This window comes from Rheinheimera lutimaris, assembly GCF_013283795.1.
Taxonomy (GTDB): domain Bacteria; phylum Pseudomonadota; class Gammaproteobacteria; order Enterobacterales; family Alteromonadaceae; genus Alishewanella; species Alishewanella lutimaris.
Genome location: NZ_JABSOD010000006.1, coordinates 1 through 15,567 on the forward strand (window position 1 = coordinate 1; position 15,567 = coordinate 15,567).

21 protein-coding genes are annotated in these 15,567 nt (G+C 49.5%); 12 read left to right on the top strand and 9 right to left on the bottom strand.

What is annotated here, in order from left to right; genetic code table 11:
- Nucleotides 1–275: transposase (locus HRH59_RS07325; RefSeq protein ID WP_173500631.1), on the bottom strand; the 275-nt coding region annotated here is incomplete at its 3' end.
- A 107-nt stretch (nt 276–382) separates the two neighbouring features.
- Between HRH59_RS07325 and HRH59_RS07330 the strand changes: the two genes are divergently transcribed.
- From HRH59_RS07330 to HRH59_RS07350, 5 genes are all read left to right on the top strand, one after another.
- The gene (locus tag HRH59_RS07330) at nt 383–913 is read left to right on the top strand and encodes a transposase (RefSeq protein ID WP_173500632.1); all 531 of its coding nucleotides are present in this window, start codon (nt 383–385) and stop codon (nt 911–913) included.
- A 233-nt stretch (nt 914–1,146) separates the two neighbouring features.
- Nucleotides 1,147–1,419 (top strand): type II toxin-antitoxin system Phd/YefM family antitoxin, encoded by a 273-nt coding sequence (locus tag HRH59_RS07335; RefSeq protein ID WP_173500633.1) that lies wholly within the window; start codon nt 1,147–1,149, stop codon nt 1,417–1,419.
- A gap of 4 nt (nt 1,420–1,423) precedes the next feature.
- Entirely contained in the window at nt 1,424–1,744 is a 321-nt protein-coding gene (locus HRH59_RS07340; RefSeq protein WP_231702431.1) for a type II toxin-antitoxin system RelE/ParE family toxin, read from the top strand.
- Nucleotides 1,745–1,937: 193 nt separating this feature from the next.
- Nucleotides 1,938–2,897: an aldo/keto reductase gene (locus HRH59_RS07345; RefSeq protein ID WP_173500634.1), complete on the top strand. Its 960-nt coding sequence runs from the start codon at nt 1,938–1,940 to the stop codon at nt 2,895–2,897.
- 16 nt (nt 2,898–2,913) lie between these two features.
- Entirely contained in the window at nt 2,914–3,615 is a 702-nt protein-coding gene (locus HRH59_RS07350; protein WP_173500635.1) for a DUF6064 family protein, read from the top strand.
- A gap of 313 nt (nt 3,616–3,928) precedes the next feature.
- On the opposite strand, the gene HRH59_RS07355 is transcribed toward HRH59_RS07350, so the two are convergent.
- Nucleotides 3,929–4,795: a delta-class carbonic anhydrase gene (locus HRH59_RS07355; protein WP_173500636.1), complete on the bottom strand. Its 867-nt coding sequence runs from the start codon at nt 4,793–4,795 to the stop codon at nt 3,929–3,931.
- Nucleotides 4,796–4,993: 198 nt separating this feature from the next.
- Here HRH59_RS07355 and murI point away from each other — a divergent pair, with 198 nt between their 5' ends.
- The 7 genes from murI to HRH59_RS07390 all read left to right on the top strand — a co-directional run bounded on the left by murI (nt 4,994) and on the right by HRH59_RS07390 (nt 10,257).
- A complete protein-coding gene (gene murI, locus HRH59_RS07360; RefSeq protein ID WP_173500637.1) occupies nt 4,994–5,782 on the top strand; it encodes a glutamate racemase in 789 nt (262 codons plus the stop codon).
- Between the two features lie 116 nt (nt 5,783–5,898).
- Nucleotides 5,899–6,759 (top strand): bile acid:sodium symporter family protein, encoded by an 861-nt coding sequence (locus tag HRH59_RS07365; RefSeq protein ID WP_173500638.1) that lies wholly within the window; start codon nt 5,899–5,901, stop codon nt 6,757–6,759.
- 110 nt (nt 6,760–6,869) lie between these two features.
- The gene (locus tag HRH59_RS07370) at nt 6,870–7,565 is read left to right on the top strand and encodes a DUF3592 domain-containing protein (protein WP_173500639.1); all 696 of its coding nucleotides are present in this window, start codon (nt 6,870–6,872) and stop codon (nt 7,563–7,565) included.
- A gap of 247 nt (nt 7,566–7,812) precedes the next feature.
- A complete protein-coding gene (locus HRH59_RS07375; RefSeq protein ID WP_173500640.1) occupies nt 7,813–8,139 on the top strand; it encodes a DUF6172 family protein in 327 nt (108 codons plus the stop codon).
- 77 nt (nt 8,140–8,216) lie between these two features.
- A complete protein-coding gene (locus HRH59_RS07380) occupies nt 8,217–9,485 on the top strand; it encodes a DEAD/DEAH box helicase (RefSeq protein WP_173500641.1) in 1,269 nt (422 codons plus the stop codon).
- A gap of 259 nt (nt 9,486–9,744) precedes the next feature.
- Nucleotides 9,745–10,002 (top strand): DUF4160 domain-containing protein, encoded by a 258-nt coding sequence (locus tag HRH59_RS07385; RefSeq protein ID WP_173500642.1) that lies wholly within the window; start codon nt 9,745–9,747, stop codon nt 10,000–10,002.
- 3 nt (nt 10,003–10,005) lie between these two features.
- Entirely contained in the window at nt 10,006–10,257 is a 252-nt protein-coding gene (locus HRH59_RS07390; RefSeq protein ID WP_173500643.1) for a DUF2442 domain-containing protein, read from the top strand.
- A gap of 44 nt (nt 10,258–10,301) precedes the next feature.
- On the opposite strand, the gene HRH59_RS07395 is transcribed toward HRH59_RS07390, so the two are convergent.
- The 7 genes from HRH59_RS07395 to folM form a co-directional block, all read right to left on the bottom strand.
- Nucleotides 10,302–10,838, bottom strand: a complete 537-nt coding sequence (locus HRH59_RS07395) for a phosphatase PAP2 family protein (RefSeq protein WP_173500644.1) — start codon at nt 10,836–10,838, stop codon at nt 10,302–10,304.
- Nucleotides 10,839–10,875: 37 nt separating this feature from the next.
- Nucleotides 10,876–11,769: a cold adaptation protein AtcC gene (gene atcC, locus HRH59_RS07400; RefSeq protein ID WP_173500645.1), complete on the bottom strand. Its 894-nt coding sequence runs from the start codon at nt 11,767–11,769 to the stop codon at nt 10,876–10,878.
- 11 nt (nt 11,770–11,780) lie between these two features.
- Nucleotides 11,781–12,545: a cold adaptation protein AtcB gene (atcB, locus tag HRH59_RS07405; RefSeq protein ID WP_173500646.1), complete on the bottom strand. Its 765-nt coding sequence runs from the start codon at nt 12,543–12,545 to the stop codon at nt 11,781–11,783.
- On the bottom strand, nt 12,545–13,129 hold the full coding sequence (gene atcA / locus HRH59_RS07410) for a cold adaptation protein AtcA (RefSeq protein WP_173500647.1): 585 nt from the start codon (nt 13,127–13,129) through the stop codon (nt 12,545–12,547). The genes atcB and atcA overlap by 1 nt, the downstream gene beginning before the upstream one ends.
- 24 nt (nt 13,130–13,153) lie before the next feature.
- Entirely contained in the window at nt 13,154–13,438 is a 285-nt protein-coding gene (gene atcJ / locus HRH59_RS07415) for a cold adaptation protein ActJcold adaptation protein ActJ (protein WP_173500648.1), read from the bottom strand.
- A 157-nt stretch (nt 13,439–13,595) separates the two neighbouring features.
- Nucleotides 13,596–14,702 carry a hypothetical protein gene (locus tag HRH59_RS07420; RefSeq protein ID WP_173500649.1) on the bottom strand — a complete coding sequence of 369 codons (1,107 nt, stop codon included), beginning with the start codon at nt 14,700–14,702 and terminating at the stop codon, nt 13,596–13,598.
- A gap of 80 nt (nt 14,703–14,782) precedes the next feature.
- Entirely contained in the window at nt 14,783–15,520 is a 738-nt protein-coding gene (folM, locus tag HRH59_RS07425) for a dihydromonapterin reductase (RefSeq protein ID WP_173500650.1), read from the bottom strand.
- Nucleotides 15,521–15,567 lie beyond the last annotated feature (47 nt).

Sequence of the window (15,567 nt, forward strand, 5' to 3'; positions counted from 1 at the left end):
AACTCTTTGCGTAAGCGTTTAAGTTCCGACTTTTCTTGCTCATCTACAGGCTTATCCGCGGGCTCTTTCGTCATGCTGATCCTTCTCGTAGGTTGGGCAACAAATCTACCCTCCCGGTACTCTTGCCGCCAACGATAAACCATTATTGGGTGTAACCCTAAAGCTTCAGCTATCTGAACCGAAGTAACACCGAGTTTCTCGGTCAAATCGATAACCTTTAACTTAAACTCAACGCTGTATTCAACTACCCGCTGGTCACAAAGTATTCTTGCCATATTTTGCCTACCTCATCGTAATGATAGGCGTCTACTTTATTGGGGGAGGTTTCGGGAGCAAACCACAGTGCTTGAAAAATGTCATGTTTACCAGAGGCAATCCACTGATGGCCAACTGGGTGCTGATGAAAACACCGGCTAAAGGCCGAAAACTCCTCAATCGATTCGGCCAGTCACGGCTTGATAAGCCCAGCAGGGATGCCGCTGCTGCCTCGCGGGAACCATGGTTGCTGGCAACTTCACTGCCCACAGATTCTGCTGCCCAAGCACAAGCGGTAGCGAACTGCTATGCATCCCGTATGCAGATTGAAGAAGGGTTCCGCGACCAAAAAAGCACCCGGTTTGGTTTAGGTATGTCGCTGCATGAATCGCGCTGCCATCAACGATTAGCGGTACTTGTTCTCATTGGCACATTAGCGCTGTTTGCCATGAGTTTTATTGGCGTAGCGGCGGAGCAAGCGGGTTTGACCAAACGCTTCCAGGCTAACACTATCAAGCACCGACGGGTACTCAGCTACTGTTACATCGCGGGAAGGTTAATTCATCAGAGCGAACTTCGGATAACCTTAAAACATTGGTTATCCGGCATTCTTTACTTCAGACAAAGAACGGCAGAGTATGGATTGTGTTGGAGCTGAATTCGTGGGGATCCCTCAGGGTCGGAGCTAATAATCGGCACGCCTCTGCAAGGTGCTGAACTACATAGGATTAACCTAACCCGTCTTTAATTGTCTCCGTCCGCTTTTTCCCTGGTGAGTTGACGGTACCTGAATGTTTTCGGGTACTCCAATCTTTAAAATAGAGTACAGGATCCCTTGAGGATGTACTTTATTAAGACTATATTTGGTACCAATTGGCTGCGGAGACGACTATGAAATACTCTAACCAGATAAAACCCATCAGCTACCTGAAAAGCCACACTGCAGAGTTAGTGAAGAATGTAAATGAGCAGAGAGAGCCTTACATTATCACCCAAAATGGTGAGGCTAAAGTGGTCATGCAGGATATTAAAAGTTACGAGCAAACTCAGGAAGTGTTGGCACTGTTAAAAATCCTGGCATTGGGTAATCAGCAAATAACCGAAGGGCAGGTGACTCTGGCTACCGATGCGTTTACCAGTATCAGAGCGTCCCGGAACAACTGAGCTGATGCATAAAGTTTATCTTACTAATGCGGCACAGCAGGATCTGTTAGATTTATACCAGTATGTTGAGCGGAACGATGTTCCCGGCAAAGCCGACTATGTGTTGGACCAGTTGCAGCAGCTCGTTGAAAGTTTAGCTGAACTGCCAACACGAGGTGCAGTGGTAAAAGAGTTGGCCCTGCTTGGTATTCATGAATATCGCGAACTGTACTTTAAACCCTACCGTGTCATTTACCGCCAGCTGCCATCTGGCGTGTATGTGTATCTTATTGCGGACGGCCGGCGAAATATGCAAAGCTTGCTGCAGCGCAGATTACTGGGCTGAAAAGCAGCTTACGCTAAAGGATTAGTGCTTTAGAAATTAACGTATAGCGCATACAGGCGGCAAATAGTTTTTCGGACAAAAAATTGGCCTGAATGCCGCTGGTTTGGTAACCCGGTGGCTGTGCTGGTATGCTTTATTTTGCTGTTGGGCGCCAACCGTGCCTGGCGAAATGAGCTGAAGGGGCGCTTATACCATGCTGCATCGCGTACATCGCTTAACCCGCAGACACTGCCTTAAATTACTTGCTGGCGCTGCAGCAGCCGGTTTATTACCGGCCTGGTCCGGTTTTGCCGCTGGCGGCGGGCCTTTGCAAAAAGCCATTCCCAATAGTAATAAAACCCTGCCGGTTATTGGTATGGGCACCTGGCGCACCTTTAATGTGGGTAATGACCCTAAGTTACTGGCGGCGCGTACTGAACTGGTAAAAACCTTTCTGCAGCTTGGTGGCGGCCTGATTGACTCATCGCCGATGTATGGCTCTGCACCGGATGTAATGGGGCATGCCTTATCGCAGCTTGTTAAAGCGCAGCCTGGTATTGCTGATAATTTATTTGCCGCCGAGAAAGTCTGGAGCCCGGCCGGTGGCTCTGCCCGCGAGCAGGTAGCCGCTTTGCAGCAGCGCTGGAATATGCCGCGATTTGATTTACTGCAAGTACATAACCTGAGCGACTGGCGCGAGCATTTGGCGGTACTGCGGGATATGAAAGCCGCCGGCAAAGTTGGCTATATCGGCGTTACAACCTCACATGGCCGTCGCCATCGGGAGGTTGAACAGATTATGAACTCAGAAGGCATCGACTTTGTGCAACTGACTTACAACATTGTTGAGCGCGAAGCGGAAAAGCGGCTGCTGCCATTAGCAGCAGAGCAGGGCATAGCGGTGATTGCCAACCGGCCTTACAACGGCGGTAGTTTAATTACCAACCTTAAGCGGCGTGGTGAGCGCCTGTCGGATTGGGCTGTTGACGAGTGCGGCTGCAGCAGCTGGGCAGAGTTTCTGCTGAAGTTTATTGTCAGCCACCCGGCGGTTAGCTGCGCCATTCCCGCCACGACCAAGCTTGCGCATTTGCAGGAAAATATGCGCGCCGGCCTTAGCCCGATGCCCTCTGCCAGGACGCGTATGCAGATGGCACGCTTTTTTGACGCACTATGAATAATACAGACAGGCTATGACCAGCTATCAGCTGCAGGATTTTATTCCCTTTAGCGCTGAAGTGTATTTTCGCCTGCTGGAGCGCATCAGTGAAAGCGGGTGGCCGCTGCATATACTCAGCCTGGCGCTGGGCGCCGCCGCGCTTGTACTGGCGTTTTTTGTCCGGAAATACGAGCAGCGGGGCCGGTTGGCGTTGTTGTTTATTGCGCCGCTGTGGGCTTGGGTAGCCGTAGTGTTTTTTATGCAGCACTATGCTCAGCTTAACTGGGCGGCTAACTATATTGCGTACGCTTTTTTGGCTCAGGCCATACTGCTGTTATGGTTGGCGTTAACCGGCGCTGGGTTTAACACGGCTGCAGCGGCTAAAACGCCTGCTGTTATTGGTCTCGCTATTGCTGTTACCGGCCTGGTTATTCAGCCGCTAATGACAGCGCTTGGCGGTGCCGGCTGGTGGCAGGCGCAGGTGTTTGGCATCCATGCCGATCCTACGGCGATTACCACCCTGGGCTTGACGCTGATGCTGCTGCGGGGCTGGCGTTTGTGGCTGGTCACTGTTATTCCCATGCTTTGGCTTACCCTCTCAAGCCTGACGTTATGGGTGTTAGAGGCAACAGAAGCCTGGCTGTTATTCGCCGTATTGGCAGCCGTGCTAATGAAGGCCTTACTTTTAAGCAGACTTTTATCCGTAATTATTAGGGGCAGAACAAAATTAAGCTGACCATCTGCTTTTCGCCTCATAACAGTCATTCGCAATAAATCAGCAGCAAAAAAGCTGTTGGGGCGTCTTAGCAATACTGCCCGGGAATGCGGCACTTATTGTTGTGCTACTGTTATTACAGCCAATATCTGTTAACCAGAACTGACTGGTGGACGAAAAAGTGCCGTTGTTGCAGAAAAAGAAAGTGAAGTAAAAGCCCGTTATCGCTACTCCAAATTTGCCTTTGTACTTAATCATCTTCTGTTATAGCTTAGCTTTTTTGCCTGCCCCCCATAGCCATTGGTTTAGCTGCAGTGTATGGCTATTACAGGTTCTACTTTATTTTTGATAAAAGGCTGGTGTTGATTACAAGGTTTCTCACGCCATGAGCATGATTTTCATTAAATACATTACTTTTGCACCACTCACCAACAGATTCGATGTGTACCTTAGCGACTTTAGGGCGAACACTCCAGCTAACCTGAAAAGGCGAACCGGTTTCATTGTAAGCTGGTCCTGTTGTTGAGCCTGCATACTGAATGGCCTTGCCAGTATTAGCGGGAATATTCAGCGCCTGATGAAAGCCATTCTTTACGCCAGGTTTGGTTAATTCAACAAAGTTCAGCGCCTTGTTGTCATTAACTAACACATACACCTGCGCTTCAACGCGCAATTGCGGATTGTTAATTGAGTCATTCAGGCAAGCGGCTAAAGTAGGACCCGGACCAACTTGGGCGGTGGAATGCACATAATGCAGCTCTATGGTGTCACCGGGCTGAAGATGACCGTGGTCGCTTGGGCATATTTCAGTGGGCACAGGTCTTAACTCTGCTTCGGTCAGTTGCCCGGAGTACATGTAGCCGCTTTGCCCTCCATGCCCGTCACCGTTGCCGGCGTATTTTGTAAACTCACCACCTTTATGTTCAGCATTTTTGTGGAAATGAATATTACATAAATTCATGTTCTCAAAAGCAGGGGCTGCGCTGAAATTGACAGGGTTTTCTCCGGCCTTTGATTCGATATCACGTGGTGACTGCGGCCCAAATCCTTTGCTCCGGGTGTTTTTTACAAGCATGTCATGTTGCTGCGTGAGCAATTGATCGGCAACCTGCGGTTGCTCGTTTAAGTTGTTATCTTTGGCGCCGGCATAAAAGGCCGACAGTGATATGCTGAAGAGTAAGATAAGTTGATTTATTTTCATTGTGTGCTCTGGGATGTTTGTTGTTGCCGGAGTGAACATACTAGGACATGTTTTTATATTGCGCGAACGCCAACCTCAGGCAACTGATGATGTTTGCGTGATAAGGCTGGTGTTATTTCAGTGTATAGACGCAGAAATGGCGAAAAAAATAGCCGAAATATGCTAATTTTGCTGCCTTAAATTACAGGTGGGCACTTAATGGCGAATTCTGCTGCAACAGGTATTTTTGATTCCGGCATCGGCGGGCTGTCTGTCGCCCGTGCAGTGCGTGAACTGCTACCCAATGAACCGCTGATTTATGTCGCTGACACCGGCCATGCGCCTTATGGCGAAAAAACCGATGACTATATTTATCAGCGGATGCAGCTGATAAGCCGGCACCTGATAAATCAGGGGGTTAAAGCCATAGTGGTGGCCTGTAATACCGCCACTACTGCCGCTATTGCCAGATTAAGAGCAGAGTGCCCGCTGCCGGTTATCGGCGTGGAGCCCGGGGTAAAACCAGCGGTGTTGGCCAGTAAAACCGGAGTAGTGGGTATTTTAGCCACGCCGCGCACCTTACAAACGCCGGCCTTTGCCAATTTGGCGCAGCGTTTTGCCGGCCAGGCCCGGATTGAATTACAACCCTGCCCGCAGTTAGTGCAGCTGATAGAAACATTAGATTTTAACGGCGCGCCGATGCAGGCATTGCTGAAAAGCTATATTTACCCCTTGCTGGACAAAGGTGCCGACACCCTGGTACTGGGTTGTACCCACTACAATTTTGTTGCCGATGCTATTGCCGCTATTGCCGGGCCTGCGGTAACTATTATCCGCACTGAGGCTGCGGTGGCGAAACAGCTACAGCAGCGCTTATTGCAGGCACAGTTGTTGGCAGATCCCGACAACAGCATCAGCGACATATTTTATAGCAGCGGCAGCCTTGAATTGTTTCGCCGGCAGTTGCAACAGCTGTGGCCGGGCGCAGAGAACCCGCTACCCTTGTAAAGCAACTGCAGGCAGCGCTGCATCTTGCTGTATTAACGCGTTTTTTTGCATTAAAGCGCTTTGTCAGTTGGCGGATAATAGGGTAACGTGGTGTTTTCTGTGCAACCGGCGGTGATATGTTTGCAACCCTGACCCAAATTGGTTTACCGCTGGCGCTGATCCTGATTATGACCGGCGTTGGCATGAGTTTGCGTGTGGCGGATTTTTCCCGCGTGTTTCTGGCACCGAAAGGTTTTTTACTCGGCGCCCTGGCGCAGCTGTTGTTGCTGCCGTTGGCGGCCATAGCGGTTATCGCTGTATTGGATTTACAGGCTGAGTTAGCAATAGGGCTGTTTATTTTAGCGCTGTGCCCGGGCGGTACTACGTCTAATTTGTACAGCTACCTGAGTAAAGCCGATGTTGGCTTGTCGGTGTCACTTACCGCCGTGGTGGGCTTTATTACGCCCTTTACCATACCGCTGCTGGCAGCCTGGGCCATCGGTTTTTATGCCGGCGCTGAAACAAATTTGCACTTGCCGGTGTTTCGTACCTGGCTGACATTAATGGTTGTTAGTGTCTTTCCGGTGTTAGTGGGTATGCTGCTACGGGCAAAATGGCCGGCATTTACTAAAATGACCGCACCTTATATCAGCACCTTTTCTATTCTGGTATTGCTGCTGTTAATTATCAGTATTGCAGTTGATTTAGGCGATGAGCTGTGGCGCTATATTGTCGCGGCCGGGCCGGCAGCGTTACTGCTTAACCTTGGCACTATGCTGCTGGGTTATGGCCTGGCCAAATGGCTGCTTAAGCACGAGAATCAGGCCCGTACTATTTGCCTGGAAGTAGGGCTGCAAAACGGTACCCTGGCGCTGCTTATTACCACCGGTATTTTACAAAGCTCTGCTATGTCGATAGCCCCCAGTGTGTACAGCCTGCTGATGTTTGGTAGTGCCTCGGTATTTGCGTTGTGGGCCAGACGCAATGCCGCTACATAAAGTGATACAAGATAAAAATACTTGATTTACATTCTGTCGGCAGAATAGACTCTTGCTCCCGCGTAAAAGGGTCAACAATATGCCGGTAGCGCAGTAAATTAAGGTAAAACATGAAAGCAATTGCAATTGTTAAATATTTATTCAGTTTGGTCGGCCTGGTTATGCTGGTCGGGGCATTTTATAGCTACAACAGCACGGCGGCATTTTTAAAAGAAGCCGCAACAGCAGAAGGTATTGTGGTTGAGCTTTTGCTGTCACGCTCGAGTGATTCAATTTCTTACCGGCCTTTAGTGCAGTTTACTGCCCAAAGTGGTCGGGTTGTTGAATTCGCCCCCTCTGCCGGCAGTAATCCTGCCCGCTATGCCGAAGGCGAACAGGTCGAAGTGCTGTATCAGACAGCGCAGCCCTCAGATGCCAAAATTAATGACTTCTTTTCCCTATGGGGCGTGGCGCTTATTTTGGCTGCTATGGGCGCCGTATTTTTTCTGATCGGTGCCGGTATTATCCAGGTTATTGCGTTAAAAGGCCGGCAGGATAAAATGTTGAAAACCAGCGGTATAGCAATAGAAACCCGCTACCAGAGCGTTGAGCAAAATACGACATTATCGGTTAACGGCAAACACCCGTTTCGGGTGCTGACGCAATGGCAAAACCCGGCTACCTCGGATATACACATCTTTAAAAGTAATAATCTGTGGTTTGACCCATCCGCTTATATCGACAGGGAAACGATCAAAGTATTTATCGCTCAGGGTAACCCGGCAAAATATTACGTCGATTTATCATTTTTGCCCAAACTGAAATAGCCAGCGATATGCTGCGGTTTAACATGCTTTATCTTACAGTTGTTAGTTGAGATGCCATTTACACAGCATGGATAAAACGCAGTACTAAGGGCTTATCTGGCGCAGCGTGCCACAAAGCAGCGAACTTTGGCGTTTGCTGCTTAGCTTTTAACAGAAAATCGCAGATAGTGGCGGTTATCTTCGTTGCTTCCATGTAGAATGCGCGTTTAAAAGCTGGCTCAGCTTTGGCACCTCTGTAGGAAATGTAATGAAAAAGACAATCGCATTAACGCACCCGAAGCTGACACCTGCCCGGTTGGTAGACGCTGTTAAGTATGATATTAAAAAATACTTAAACAGAGAGCGGCGTAAATCGCTGCCTGACGGCACCGATTACTGGACGTTTGATTGTCGCTTTGGGGCCACTGAAGAGGTTGCCGAAACCATTTTCACCTCTGAAATCAACAAGCATATTGACGCTGCCGTGGCGCAGGAACTGCCGGCGTTCTATATTGAAATTCTGGCCCGTGCCTGTAAGCATAAACCGCGCCCTGCGGCACCTGCCGCCGATAACGCTGAAGACGACGGCGAATAACCGCAGCTTACAATGCAACGGCAACAAAACCTTTATTTACTCATTTTTTACTGTAGCTAATCTACAGAGGAACTCTTATGCAATTTTCATCTTTAGATTTGGCACCAGACTTACAACGCGCGCTGGTTGCATGTGGCTACAGTGAAATGACCCCGGTACAGCAGCAGGCCATAGTGCCGGCGCGACGCGGCAAAGATTTACAGGTCACGGCGCAAACCGGTACCGGTAAAACCGCTGCTTTTGCCATTCCGCTGTTACAGCGCATGTTAGACAAGCCTAAAGCTACTGCCGAGCGTCGGCCACGGGCGTTGATCCTGACGCCAACCCGCGAACTGGCCGAGCAGTTAGCTGATGCGATAACGGCTTATGCACAGTTTTTACCCCTGAGCGTTACAGCGCTGTACGGTGGGGTAAAAATGGGCGGCCAGGCCAATAAACTGATTGCCGGCGTCGATATGGTTATCAGCACGCCCGGCCGCTTGCTGGAGCATATGGCACTGGGCAATGTGATATTAAGCGATGTGGAATTTGTGGTACTGGATGAAGCCGACCGTATGTTGGATATGGGCTTTATTACCGATGTGATGAAGTTACTGCAAATGACCGCGACCACACGGCAAACCCTGCTGTTTTCTGCCACAACCTCTCCTGCGGTTAATGAGTTATCGCATAAAATTCTGCGTAATCATCAGCAAGTGCGGGTAACCAGAGTAAACAGCACCGCTGATACGGTAAACCATGTGGTGTATGCGGTAGAAGAAAGCCGCAAAATTGATTTATTTGAACAACTGTTGGCCGAGCATAACTGGTTTCAGGTGCTGGTGTTTACCAGTACCAAAGAGCAGGCAGATCAACTGTTAGCCGGCTTACAAAAGCGCAAAATTGACGCGGCAGTATGCCATGCCGATAAAAGCCAGGGCGCACGCCGCCGTGCTATCGCTGAGTTTAAATCGGCAAAATTACAGGTACTTATTGCTACCGAAGTAGCCGCCCGTGGTTTGGATATTCAGGGGTTGGATTACGTGGTTAACTTTAATCTGCCGTATTTACCGGAAGATTACGTGCACCGTATCGGTCGTACCGGCCGCGCCGGCGCCAGCGGTAACGCTATTTCCTTTGTCAGCCGTGAAGATGAGCAAACCTTAGAGCGTATTCAAAAACTGATTGGCAGCGATATCAAACGCATTGTTAAGCCGGGCTTTGAAGTCAGTAATCGCGGTTCGCTGTTAAAGAGTATTTCGCGCAAAGTGTTGTCAGGTCGCTCTAACAAAGCCAGCGAAACCGTAATAGAGCTGCAGGGCAACGCCAGTGCCAAGCCAAAGGCTAAACCACGTCGCAAGGGCTGATAGATTGGGCCGGCACCACGCATAACATTAAGTGCCACCGGGCTGTGGCTGAAGGCAATGCCGCATCGGAAAAGGTGTTAAGCAAATGCGGCTTTGCTTTACAGCATATTGCCGCCAATGCGCATTGCATCAGCGGCAAGTACTTCGCGGACAGTATATATCTGCTTGACACATTCTAAAATGCAATTGCCTTATTAAATCTGATTTGACACTATGCGCTGTTTCACTAAGATGAAACTACATTCTTAAGGATACGCTAATGCCGGTGATAAGCAGGTTTTACGGGATTTTGATCGCCATGTATTTTAACGATCATAACCCACCGCATTTCCATGCTAAATACTCTGGTTATGAAGCACTGTTTTCATTTGATGGAACCATGCTGGAAGGCGAGTTACCCAAAAGAGCTGCTGCGTTTGTACAGGAATGGATTACATTGCATCAGGTTGAATTAGAACAAAACTGGCTCCGCGCCAGAGCTGGTGAACCGCTTAATTACATAGCACCATTGGAGTAATTTATGTTGCATATTAAAGCTGCGAAATACGTAACTGATTACATTATCTGGGTAGCGTTTGATGACGGGACTTCAGGCGAGGTGAATTTGGATGGCGTGTTAAGGGGACCGGTGTTTGAACCACTAAAAGACATCGCGATATTCCGAAAAATTGCTGTTGATCCTGAGTTGGAAACCGTTGTCTGGCCTAATGGCGCCGATTTAGCTCCTGAGTTTCTCAAACAATTACACCTGAAACAAATGCAGCCAGCGTAAAACGCTGGCTAACCTAACTGCAACTCTTCGACAGTCTTTCGTCGTTACCACGTCGCACTTAACTGCAAACCCACACCATTTAAACCTGCGGTTGGTGTAACCTGTACACCATAAAACGGCTCGGCAAAATAATAGCTGGCAGCGATGCCGATTAACGCGCCGGCCAGTACGTCGCGACTATCGTGATGATCATTGTTTACCCGGCTGTAACCGACATAGCTTGCCAGTGCATAGGCCGGTGCACCGTATTGCCAACCGTAACGGCGTTGTAAAAACGCCGCGCCCTGAAATGCCATGGAGGTATGGCCGGAGGGGAAGGCGTCGTTGTCTGAGCCATCAGGGCGGTTTTTGTGAATGGCGGTTTTCAGCGCCAGAGTTGTAGCTACAGTGGCGGCAAAGCTGTAGTAAAATTGCTTGCTGCCCTCAGTGTCGTCCAAATACTGTGTCATGCCCCAGGCTGCGGCTGGCAGGGCAACACGCAGCACGTCAGCTGCAGTGTCTTCTGTATTGGCGCAGGCCTGATGCAGCGGTAACAGCCATAGCAGTATAGCTGCGGCCAGAGGGTAAACAGGTTTAGTCATTAGATGTCCATTAATCGTTGTTACTTACTGTTCCGGCTTATAGTTCAAGATACTGCGGCCAGCCCAGCAGTGGGTTGGTTAAGCCTTGTTTACCTTCGAAGGCGTCGAGCTTTTCCGGTGAAGCATCTTGTGTTGCCAGTGCCTGGTAGTCTTTGGCAAACGCTAAGGTACGCGACAGCGCCGGAATAAAATGCTGGCCTAAATCGTTACGGATAGCATCGGCATTGGCCTCAGGCAATTCTGCCAGAGTGGCTTCGGTTTGCAGTTGGAAAAAGGTGTCGCTAAACCAGTGCGGTTGCAGAGCTATAGTACGGATGCGCTTTTTTAAATCCTGGCGTACTTTATCGCCGCCGGTAAGCGCGCGGTAAAACACTACTTCGGCTAACACTTCTTCCAGGCTGAAATGCTCAAACTCATCAAAGTGGCTGCGGGCGTAAAATTGCTGCTGCAGAAGCTGCATAGACTGGCTGCGGCGGTGCTCCCTCAGTGCTTGTTGGTACTGTGCCCAACCGTGCCATTCTTCGGCGTCGGGCGGGCTGGCAATACTTTGCAGCAGTTGCTCTTCGACATCGCCGTATAATGAATTTTTACCGGTTTTTTTGCTGACAGTGCTTAGCATATTCCAGCCTTTTTGGAACGGCTTTACCACGCCTTCCGGCGCCAGCAGCAGGGTTAACGCACGATCGGGGTCGTTGTCGCTAAGCTCGAGTAAACCTAAACTTACCACGCCGATAATGTCGTATGCCGCTTGCTCCAACAGGTGCATTTTGTACTTGTTGTAAAACTTGTCGGCAAATTTCAGGCTCATCAGCACGGCTTTGCTTTTAATCTGTTGCAGCTCTGCCTGGCTGAGTTTGTCGTCGGCTTGCGCCTTAGTCAGCACCTGAGTTAAAAACGGGCCAAAGCTGCCATCGCGTAGCATTAACTGCATGTGGTTGTTCCTTAGTCGAGAAAGCTGAACATATCGTCCACTTCGGCATATTCATCCGTGGCCTGGTTTTTCTCTTTGGCCTGCATCACCAGTTCGGTGGCAAATTTGCTTATTATGCCTTCCCAGCCGGAGTTTTCATTGCGAATAAGCGCTTTAATGGCTTGCTCTACTTGCGGCGTTAACTGGCGGATAAGTGCCAGCAGGCTGCGTGGGTCGTCAAAGCCCAGGCCATGAGCATCTTCAGTAAGCTGGCGCTCGGTATAGGCCAGCGCTTCTTCCAGGTCCTCTTCCTCTTCGTGCAGGGTGTCGGCGTAGAAGTCTTCATCGGCAAATTGTTCGCCGCGGTAAATTTCGATAAACGGAATAGACAAGTAAAACAGCCCGGCCGGGTCTTCTGCCACGCATTCTAAAATGGCGGCTTGTTTGTCTTCACTGTCCTGGGTACGGATTAAATAGGTTAAAAAGTCGAAGGTATGTTGCTTAAGTTCTTCGGCGTTATTCTTAATTTTTTCTTCCCAGTACAACGGCTGCTGGCAGACGATATCGCGAATACGCTCGGGGCTCATCAGCTCCGAGATAATCGACGGGAAGGAAATATCATGTTCGCTGTTAATCTGGGTTAGCGTAACAATATCTATTTGTTCAATCAATTCAACCAGTTGCTCATCACTCATGGTGTTGGCAATCAGCTCAAACTTTTTGCTGGCTTGCTTGGGTTCTACTACGGCCAGCTGTTTAATTTCGGCAACGGCTATCTCAATCAGATTAGTGCTCATTACGGTTTTTCTCCGTTAAAACGAATATCGTCGTACTGGTTGTCGTAACCTTCTTCATCGCTGTCATCATCGCTGTCGTAGTCGTCGCTGGCATAATGTCCGCGGTCGCTGTCTGCATCGTCGTAACCGGCATCGTCGTAGGACGGGTCTTCGTTGTAGGTTTCGCTGCCGTTGCGGCGTTTTGCCACCAGTTTATCGCCGGCTTCAAGCATAAACAGTACGGCACAGGCTTCGATAAGCTGTGCTTCATTGTGGGCGCGAATAGCTTTTACCAGTTCAACATCGGCGTTATTAAACGCCACTGAGGTTTTAAATTGATCCCACGTCGGGGCGGTGGCACTGTTTAGCCATTGCTGCCATTGCAATTTTGCTGCCGGGGTGAACTTTACCCGACCGTATAACGCCATTGGCAGGTATTCCGGTACGGAGTCGAGCATATCCGGACTGGCCAGTAAAATGGCTTTCATTTTAGCGGTAAATTGCTCCAGCGCTTTGGGGGTGTCGGGGTCCATATAGGACTCGATATTTTCCAGTGCGTCGGTTTGCAGGGCACGAATGCGTGCCATATTTAATTTGTTTGCCATAAGCTGTTGACGACCCTGATAGGTTTAAGAGTAGTACTGATCCCACAGTTCCTGCATAGCAGAAGCGGGGTCGGTAACAATGACATTGTTGAAATCTTTAATAAAAGCCGCTTTTTGTTTTGGATCGGACAACACCTCATAGGCCGCTTTTACCCGTTGCAACTGTACTGCAGCCTGGTCTTTTTCGTCGTCAGTCAGGCCGTGCAATTTGTCCGGATGATACTTATTGGCGAAGCGTTTATAGGCTTTTTTAATATCGTCATCGCTGGCATTGGTTTTTACGCCAAGTACGCGAAAGTGGTTAATCATAAGTCATCCCGTAAAAACAGTAATCCTGTGAAACAAAGCGGAATTGTGCCGGCCTGCTGCGCCGTTACGAGGGCGGCAAACAGCAGGCAATAATAGCAGATAGCGCACGGTACTTCACCAGGTAGTACACAGTACTTATCCGCTTGCTGAGTGATACTTATTTCAGACCCTGAATAAACCAGCGCGGGTCTACCGGCAGGATAAACAGTAGCGGCGCAAACTTAGTAAAATGCGCGGCATTAGCCGGGCATTGAATATTGTCGGAGTAACGTTTTTTCCAGGCATCGTTAACTAAATATACCGTGTCACCGTGCACTGCCACACCTTCAATGGCGGTTTGTACCATGTGCTCATAGGCCGGGCAGTTACTGTCGGCCGGTGTGGGAGCATAGTAAGCCATTTGCTGCACAAAGGGCGCTTGTTGTTGGCTTAAATCAATGATCCACAGCTGGTCGTCATTGCGCGCCGCAGCCACCAAATAACCGGGGTGGCCCAGTTTTTTTGCGGCTAAGTAGTCCAGGCCGTTAATCGGGTGATCTTTATTATCCGGCACCGGCAACATAAAGCCGCTGTCCTGTACCTTGACGTAGCCATCTTGCTGCCAAAACGTGTTGCTGTACGGCGTTTTAAAAATCATCGGCGCATTGGCGGCATTTTGCTCCAGCGCTAAATATAAGTTACCGGCATTATCAAAGGCTAAACCTTCAATGCCATCATTCGGTGCATTACCAACAGCGGCAGCTTTGGGGAACTGCACCGGCCGCACTGCGGTTATTTCAGCGCGGCTTAGCTTGCGGTCGGTTTCAATTTTAACCAGTAAGGTAGGAAAATCGGTAGAGTGGGTGGTGCCGTATTTTGCTTTGCAATCTGCAGTTAACTGCACAAAAGAGGAGTCTTCGGTAACGCTGATAAACACAGAATCGTCTGCTCTGTCCCATGCTAATGACTCAAAGTCAGGGTACTTGCTGAACAGTTCGCCAAAGCAGCCATTTAATACCTGTGCTGACACCGTAACATTAAGCGGCTCAGCGATAAGCTGAGCGGTGTTCGGGTTTATCCGCAGCAATTTGTTGCGCATAGGCTCTGCGGCACTGTTATCCCCCAGGTGAATAAGCTCACCATGGCGCCAGGTGAAACCGGAGCTTTGCGGATCGGTTAAGGTATGGCCTTGTCGATCGGTGATCCATTTTCCGGCAACCGGCTGGCTGGTGGCAAAAGTGCCGGTGGCGAACAATATACTGACTAAATACAGGCTGGCTTTCATAGATATGCTTCATCACTTGTAGTTAAGGCTATTTTGCCAGCCGCAGGTGACAAATTAAAGCCTGATCGGTTTTGCACCGGTTATGGCAGGTTTAATTGCCGTCCACCATCCAGGCCAATAACTTTGCCGGTTATATAGCGGCTGTTAAGCAGATACATTACCGTGCTGCTTAGCTCTGCGGCGCCGGGTTCAACCTGCAATAAAGACTTTTGTAAGGCTTTTGCACGGTAGCTGGCGTCATCGTGGTCATTAAACATCAGCAGCGCCGGGGCAATCGCATTTACCTTAACGTTGGGTGCCAGCGCGCGGGCAAAGCTGTAGGTTAAATTTTCCAGCGCGGCTTTAGAGGCGGCATACGCCATATGCTTGCTGCTGCCAACGCTAGCGACAAAATCGGTTAAATGAATAATGTCGGTTACGCCGTTATGCGCTTGCAATAAAGCTGTAAAGGCGCGGTTGAGCAAATAGGGTGCTCTGGCATGTACCGCTTGCATAGCATCGTACACCGCTGCATCTGCCGCAAGTGCATCTGTGCCGGCGTCGTTGAACGGTGCATCTTTTTTCCAGTCGGAGGCATTGTGGATCAATGCTCTTAAACTGCGGTGTTGTTGTTTGACCTGTGTAATAAAACCTGCCAATTGGGCCGGATCTGTTACATCCAACTGTATACAGTGCACACCGGCATCTCTGAGTTGTTGCAGGCCGGGCTTTTCACTACGGTAGGTGGCAATAACCTGAAACCCGGCATGTTGTAATGTCAGGGCGCAATGCAACCCCAGGCGCTGCGCTGCGCCGGTAATAATAATGTTGTTTTCCATCAAAGAAGTTCCTGATACGGGCTGCTAAGCTTACAGCTGTAACTGTT

Coding starts and splice junctions, on each gene's coding strand:
- HRH59_RS07330 (WP_173500632.1), top strand. CDS start 383: ATGGCCAACTGGGTGCTGATGAAAACACCGGCTAAAGGCCGAAAACTC.
- HRH59_RS07335 (WP_173500633.1), top strand. CDS start 1,147: ATGAAATACTCTAACCAGATAAAACCCATCAGCTACCTGAAAAGCCAC.
- HRH59_RS07340 (WP_231702431.1), top strand. CDS start 1,424: ATGCATAAAGTTTATCTTACTAATGCGGCACAGCAGGATCTGTTAGAT.
- HRH59_RS07345 (WP_173500634.1), top strand. CDS start 1,938: ATGCTGCATCGCGTACATCGCTTAACCCGCAGACACTGCCTTAAATTA.
- HRH59_RS07350 (WP_173500635.1), top strand. CDS start 2,914: ATGACCAGCTATCAGCTGCAGGATTTTATTCCCTTTAGCGCTGAAGTG.
- HRH59_RS07355 (WP_173500636.1), bottom strand. CDS start 4,795: ATGAAAATAAATCAACTTATCTTACTCTTCAGCATATCACTGTCGGCC.
- murI (WP_173500637.1), top strand. CDS start 4,994: ATGGCGAATTCTGCTGCAACAGGTATTTTTGATTCCGGCATCGGCGGG.
- HRH59_RS07365 (WP_173500638.1), top strand. CDS start 5,899: ATGTTTGCAACCCTGACCCAAATTGGTTTACCGCTGGCGCTGATCCTG.
- HRH59_RS07370 (WP_173500639.1), top strand. CDS start 6,870: ATGAAAGCAATTGCAATTGTTAAATATTTATTCAGTTTGGTCGGCCTG.
- HRH59_RS07375 (WP_173500640.1), top strand. CDS start 7,813: ATGAAAAAGACAATCGCATTAACGCACCCGAAGCTGACACCTGCCCGG.
- HRH59_RS07380 (WP_173500641.1), top strand. CDS start 8,217: ATGCAATTTTCATCTTTAGATTTGGCACCAGACTTACAACGCGCGCTG.
- HRH59_RS07385 (WP_173500642.1), top strand. CDS start 9,745: ATGCCGGTGATAAGCAGGTTTTACGGGATTTTGATCGCCATGTATTTT.
- HRH59_RS07390 (WP_173500643.1), top strand. CDS start 10,006: ATGTTGCATATTAAAGCTGCGAAATACGTAACTGATTACATTATCTGG.
- HRH59_RS07395 (WP_173500644.1), bottom strand. CDS start 10,838: ATGACTAAACCTGTTTACCCTCTGGCCGCAGCTATACTGCTATGGCTG.
- atcC (WP_173500645.1), bottom strand. CDS start 11,769: ATGCAGTTAATGCTACGCGATGGCAGCTTTGGCCCGTTTTTAACTCAG.
- atcB (WP_173500646.1), bottom strand. CDS start 12,545: ATGAGCACTAATCTGATTGAGATAGCCGTTGCCGAAATTAAACAGCTG.
- atcA (WP_173500647.1), bottom strand. CDS start 13,129: ATGGCAAACAAATTAAATATGGCACGCATTCGTGCCCTGCAAACCGAC.
- atcJ (WP_173500648.1), bottom strand. CDS start 13,438: ATGATTAACCACTTTCGCGTACTTGGCGTAAAAACCAATGCCAGCGAT.
- HRH59_RS07420 (WP_173500649.1), bottom strand. CDS start 14,702: ATGAAAGCCAGCCTGTATTTAGTCAGTATATTGTTCGCCACCGGCACT.
- folM (WP_173500650.1), bottom strand. CDS start 15,520: ATGGAAAACAACATTATTATTACCGGCGCAGCGCAGCGCCTGGGGTTG.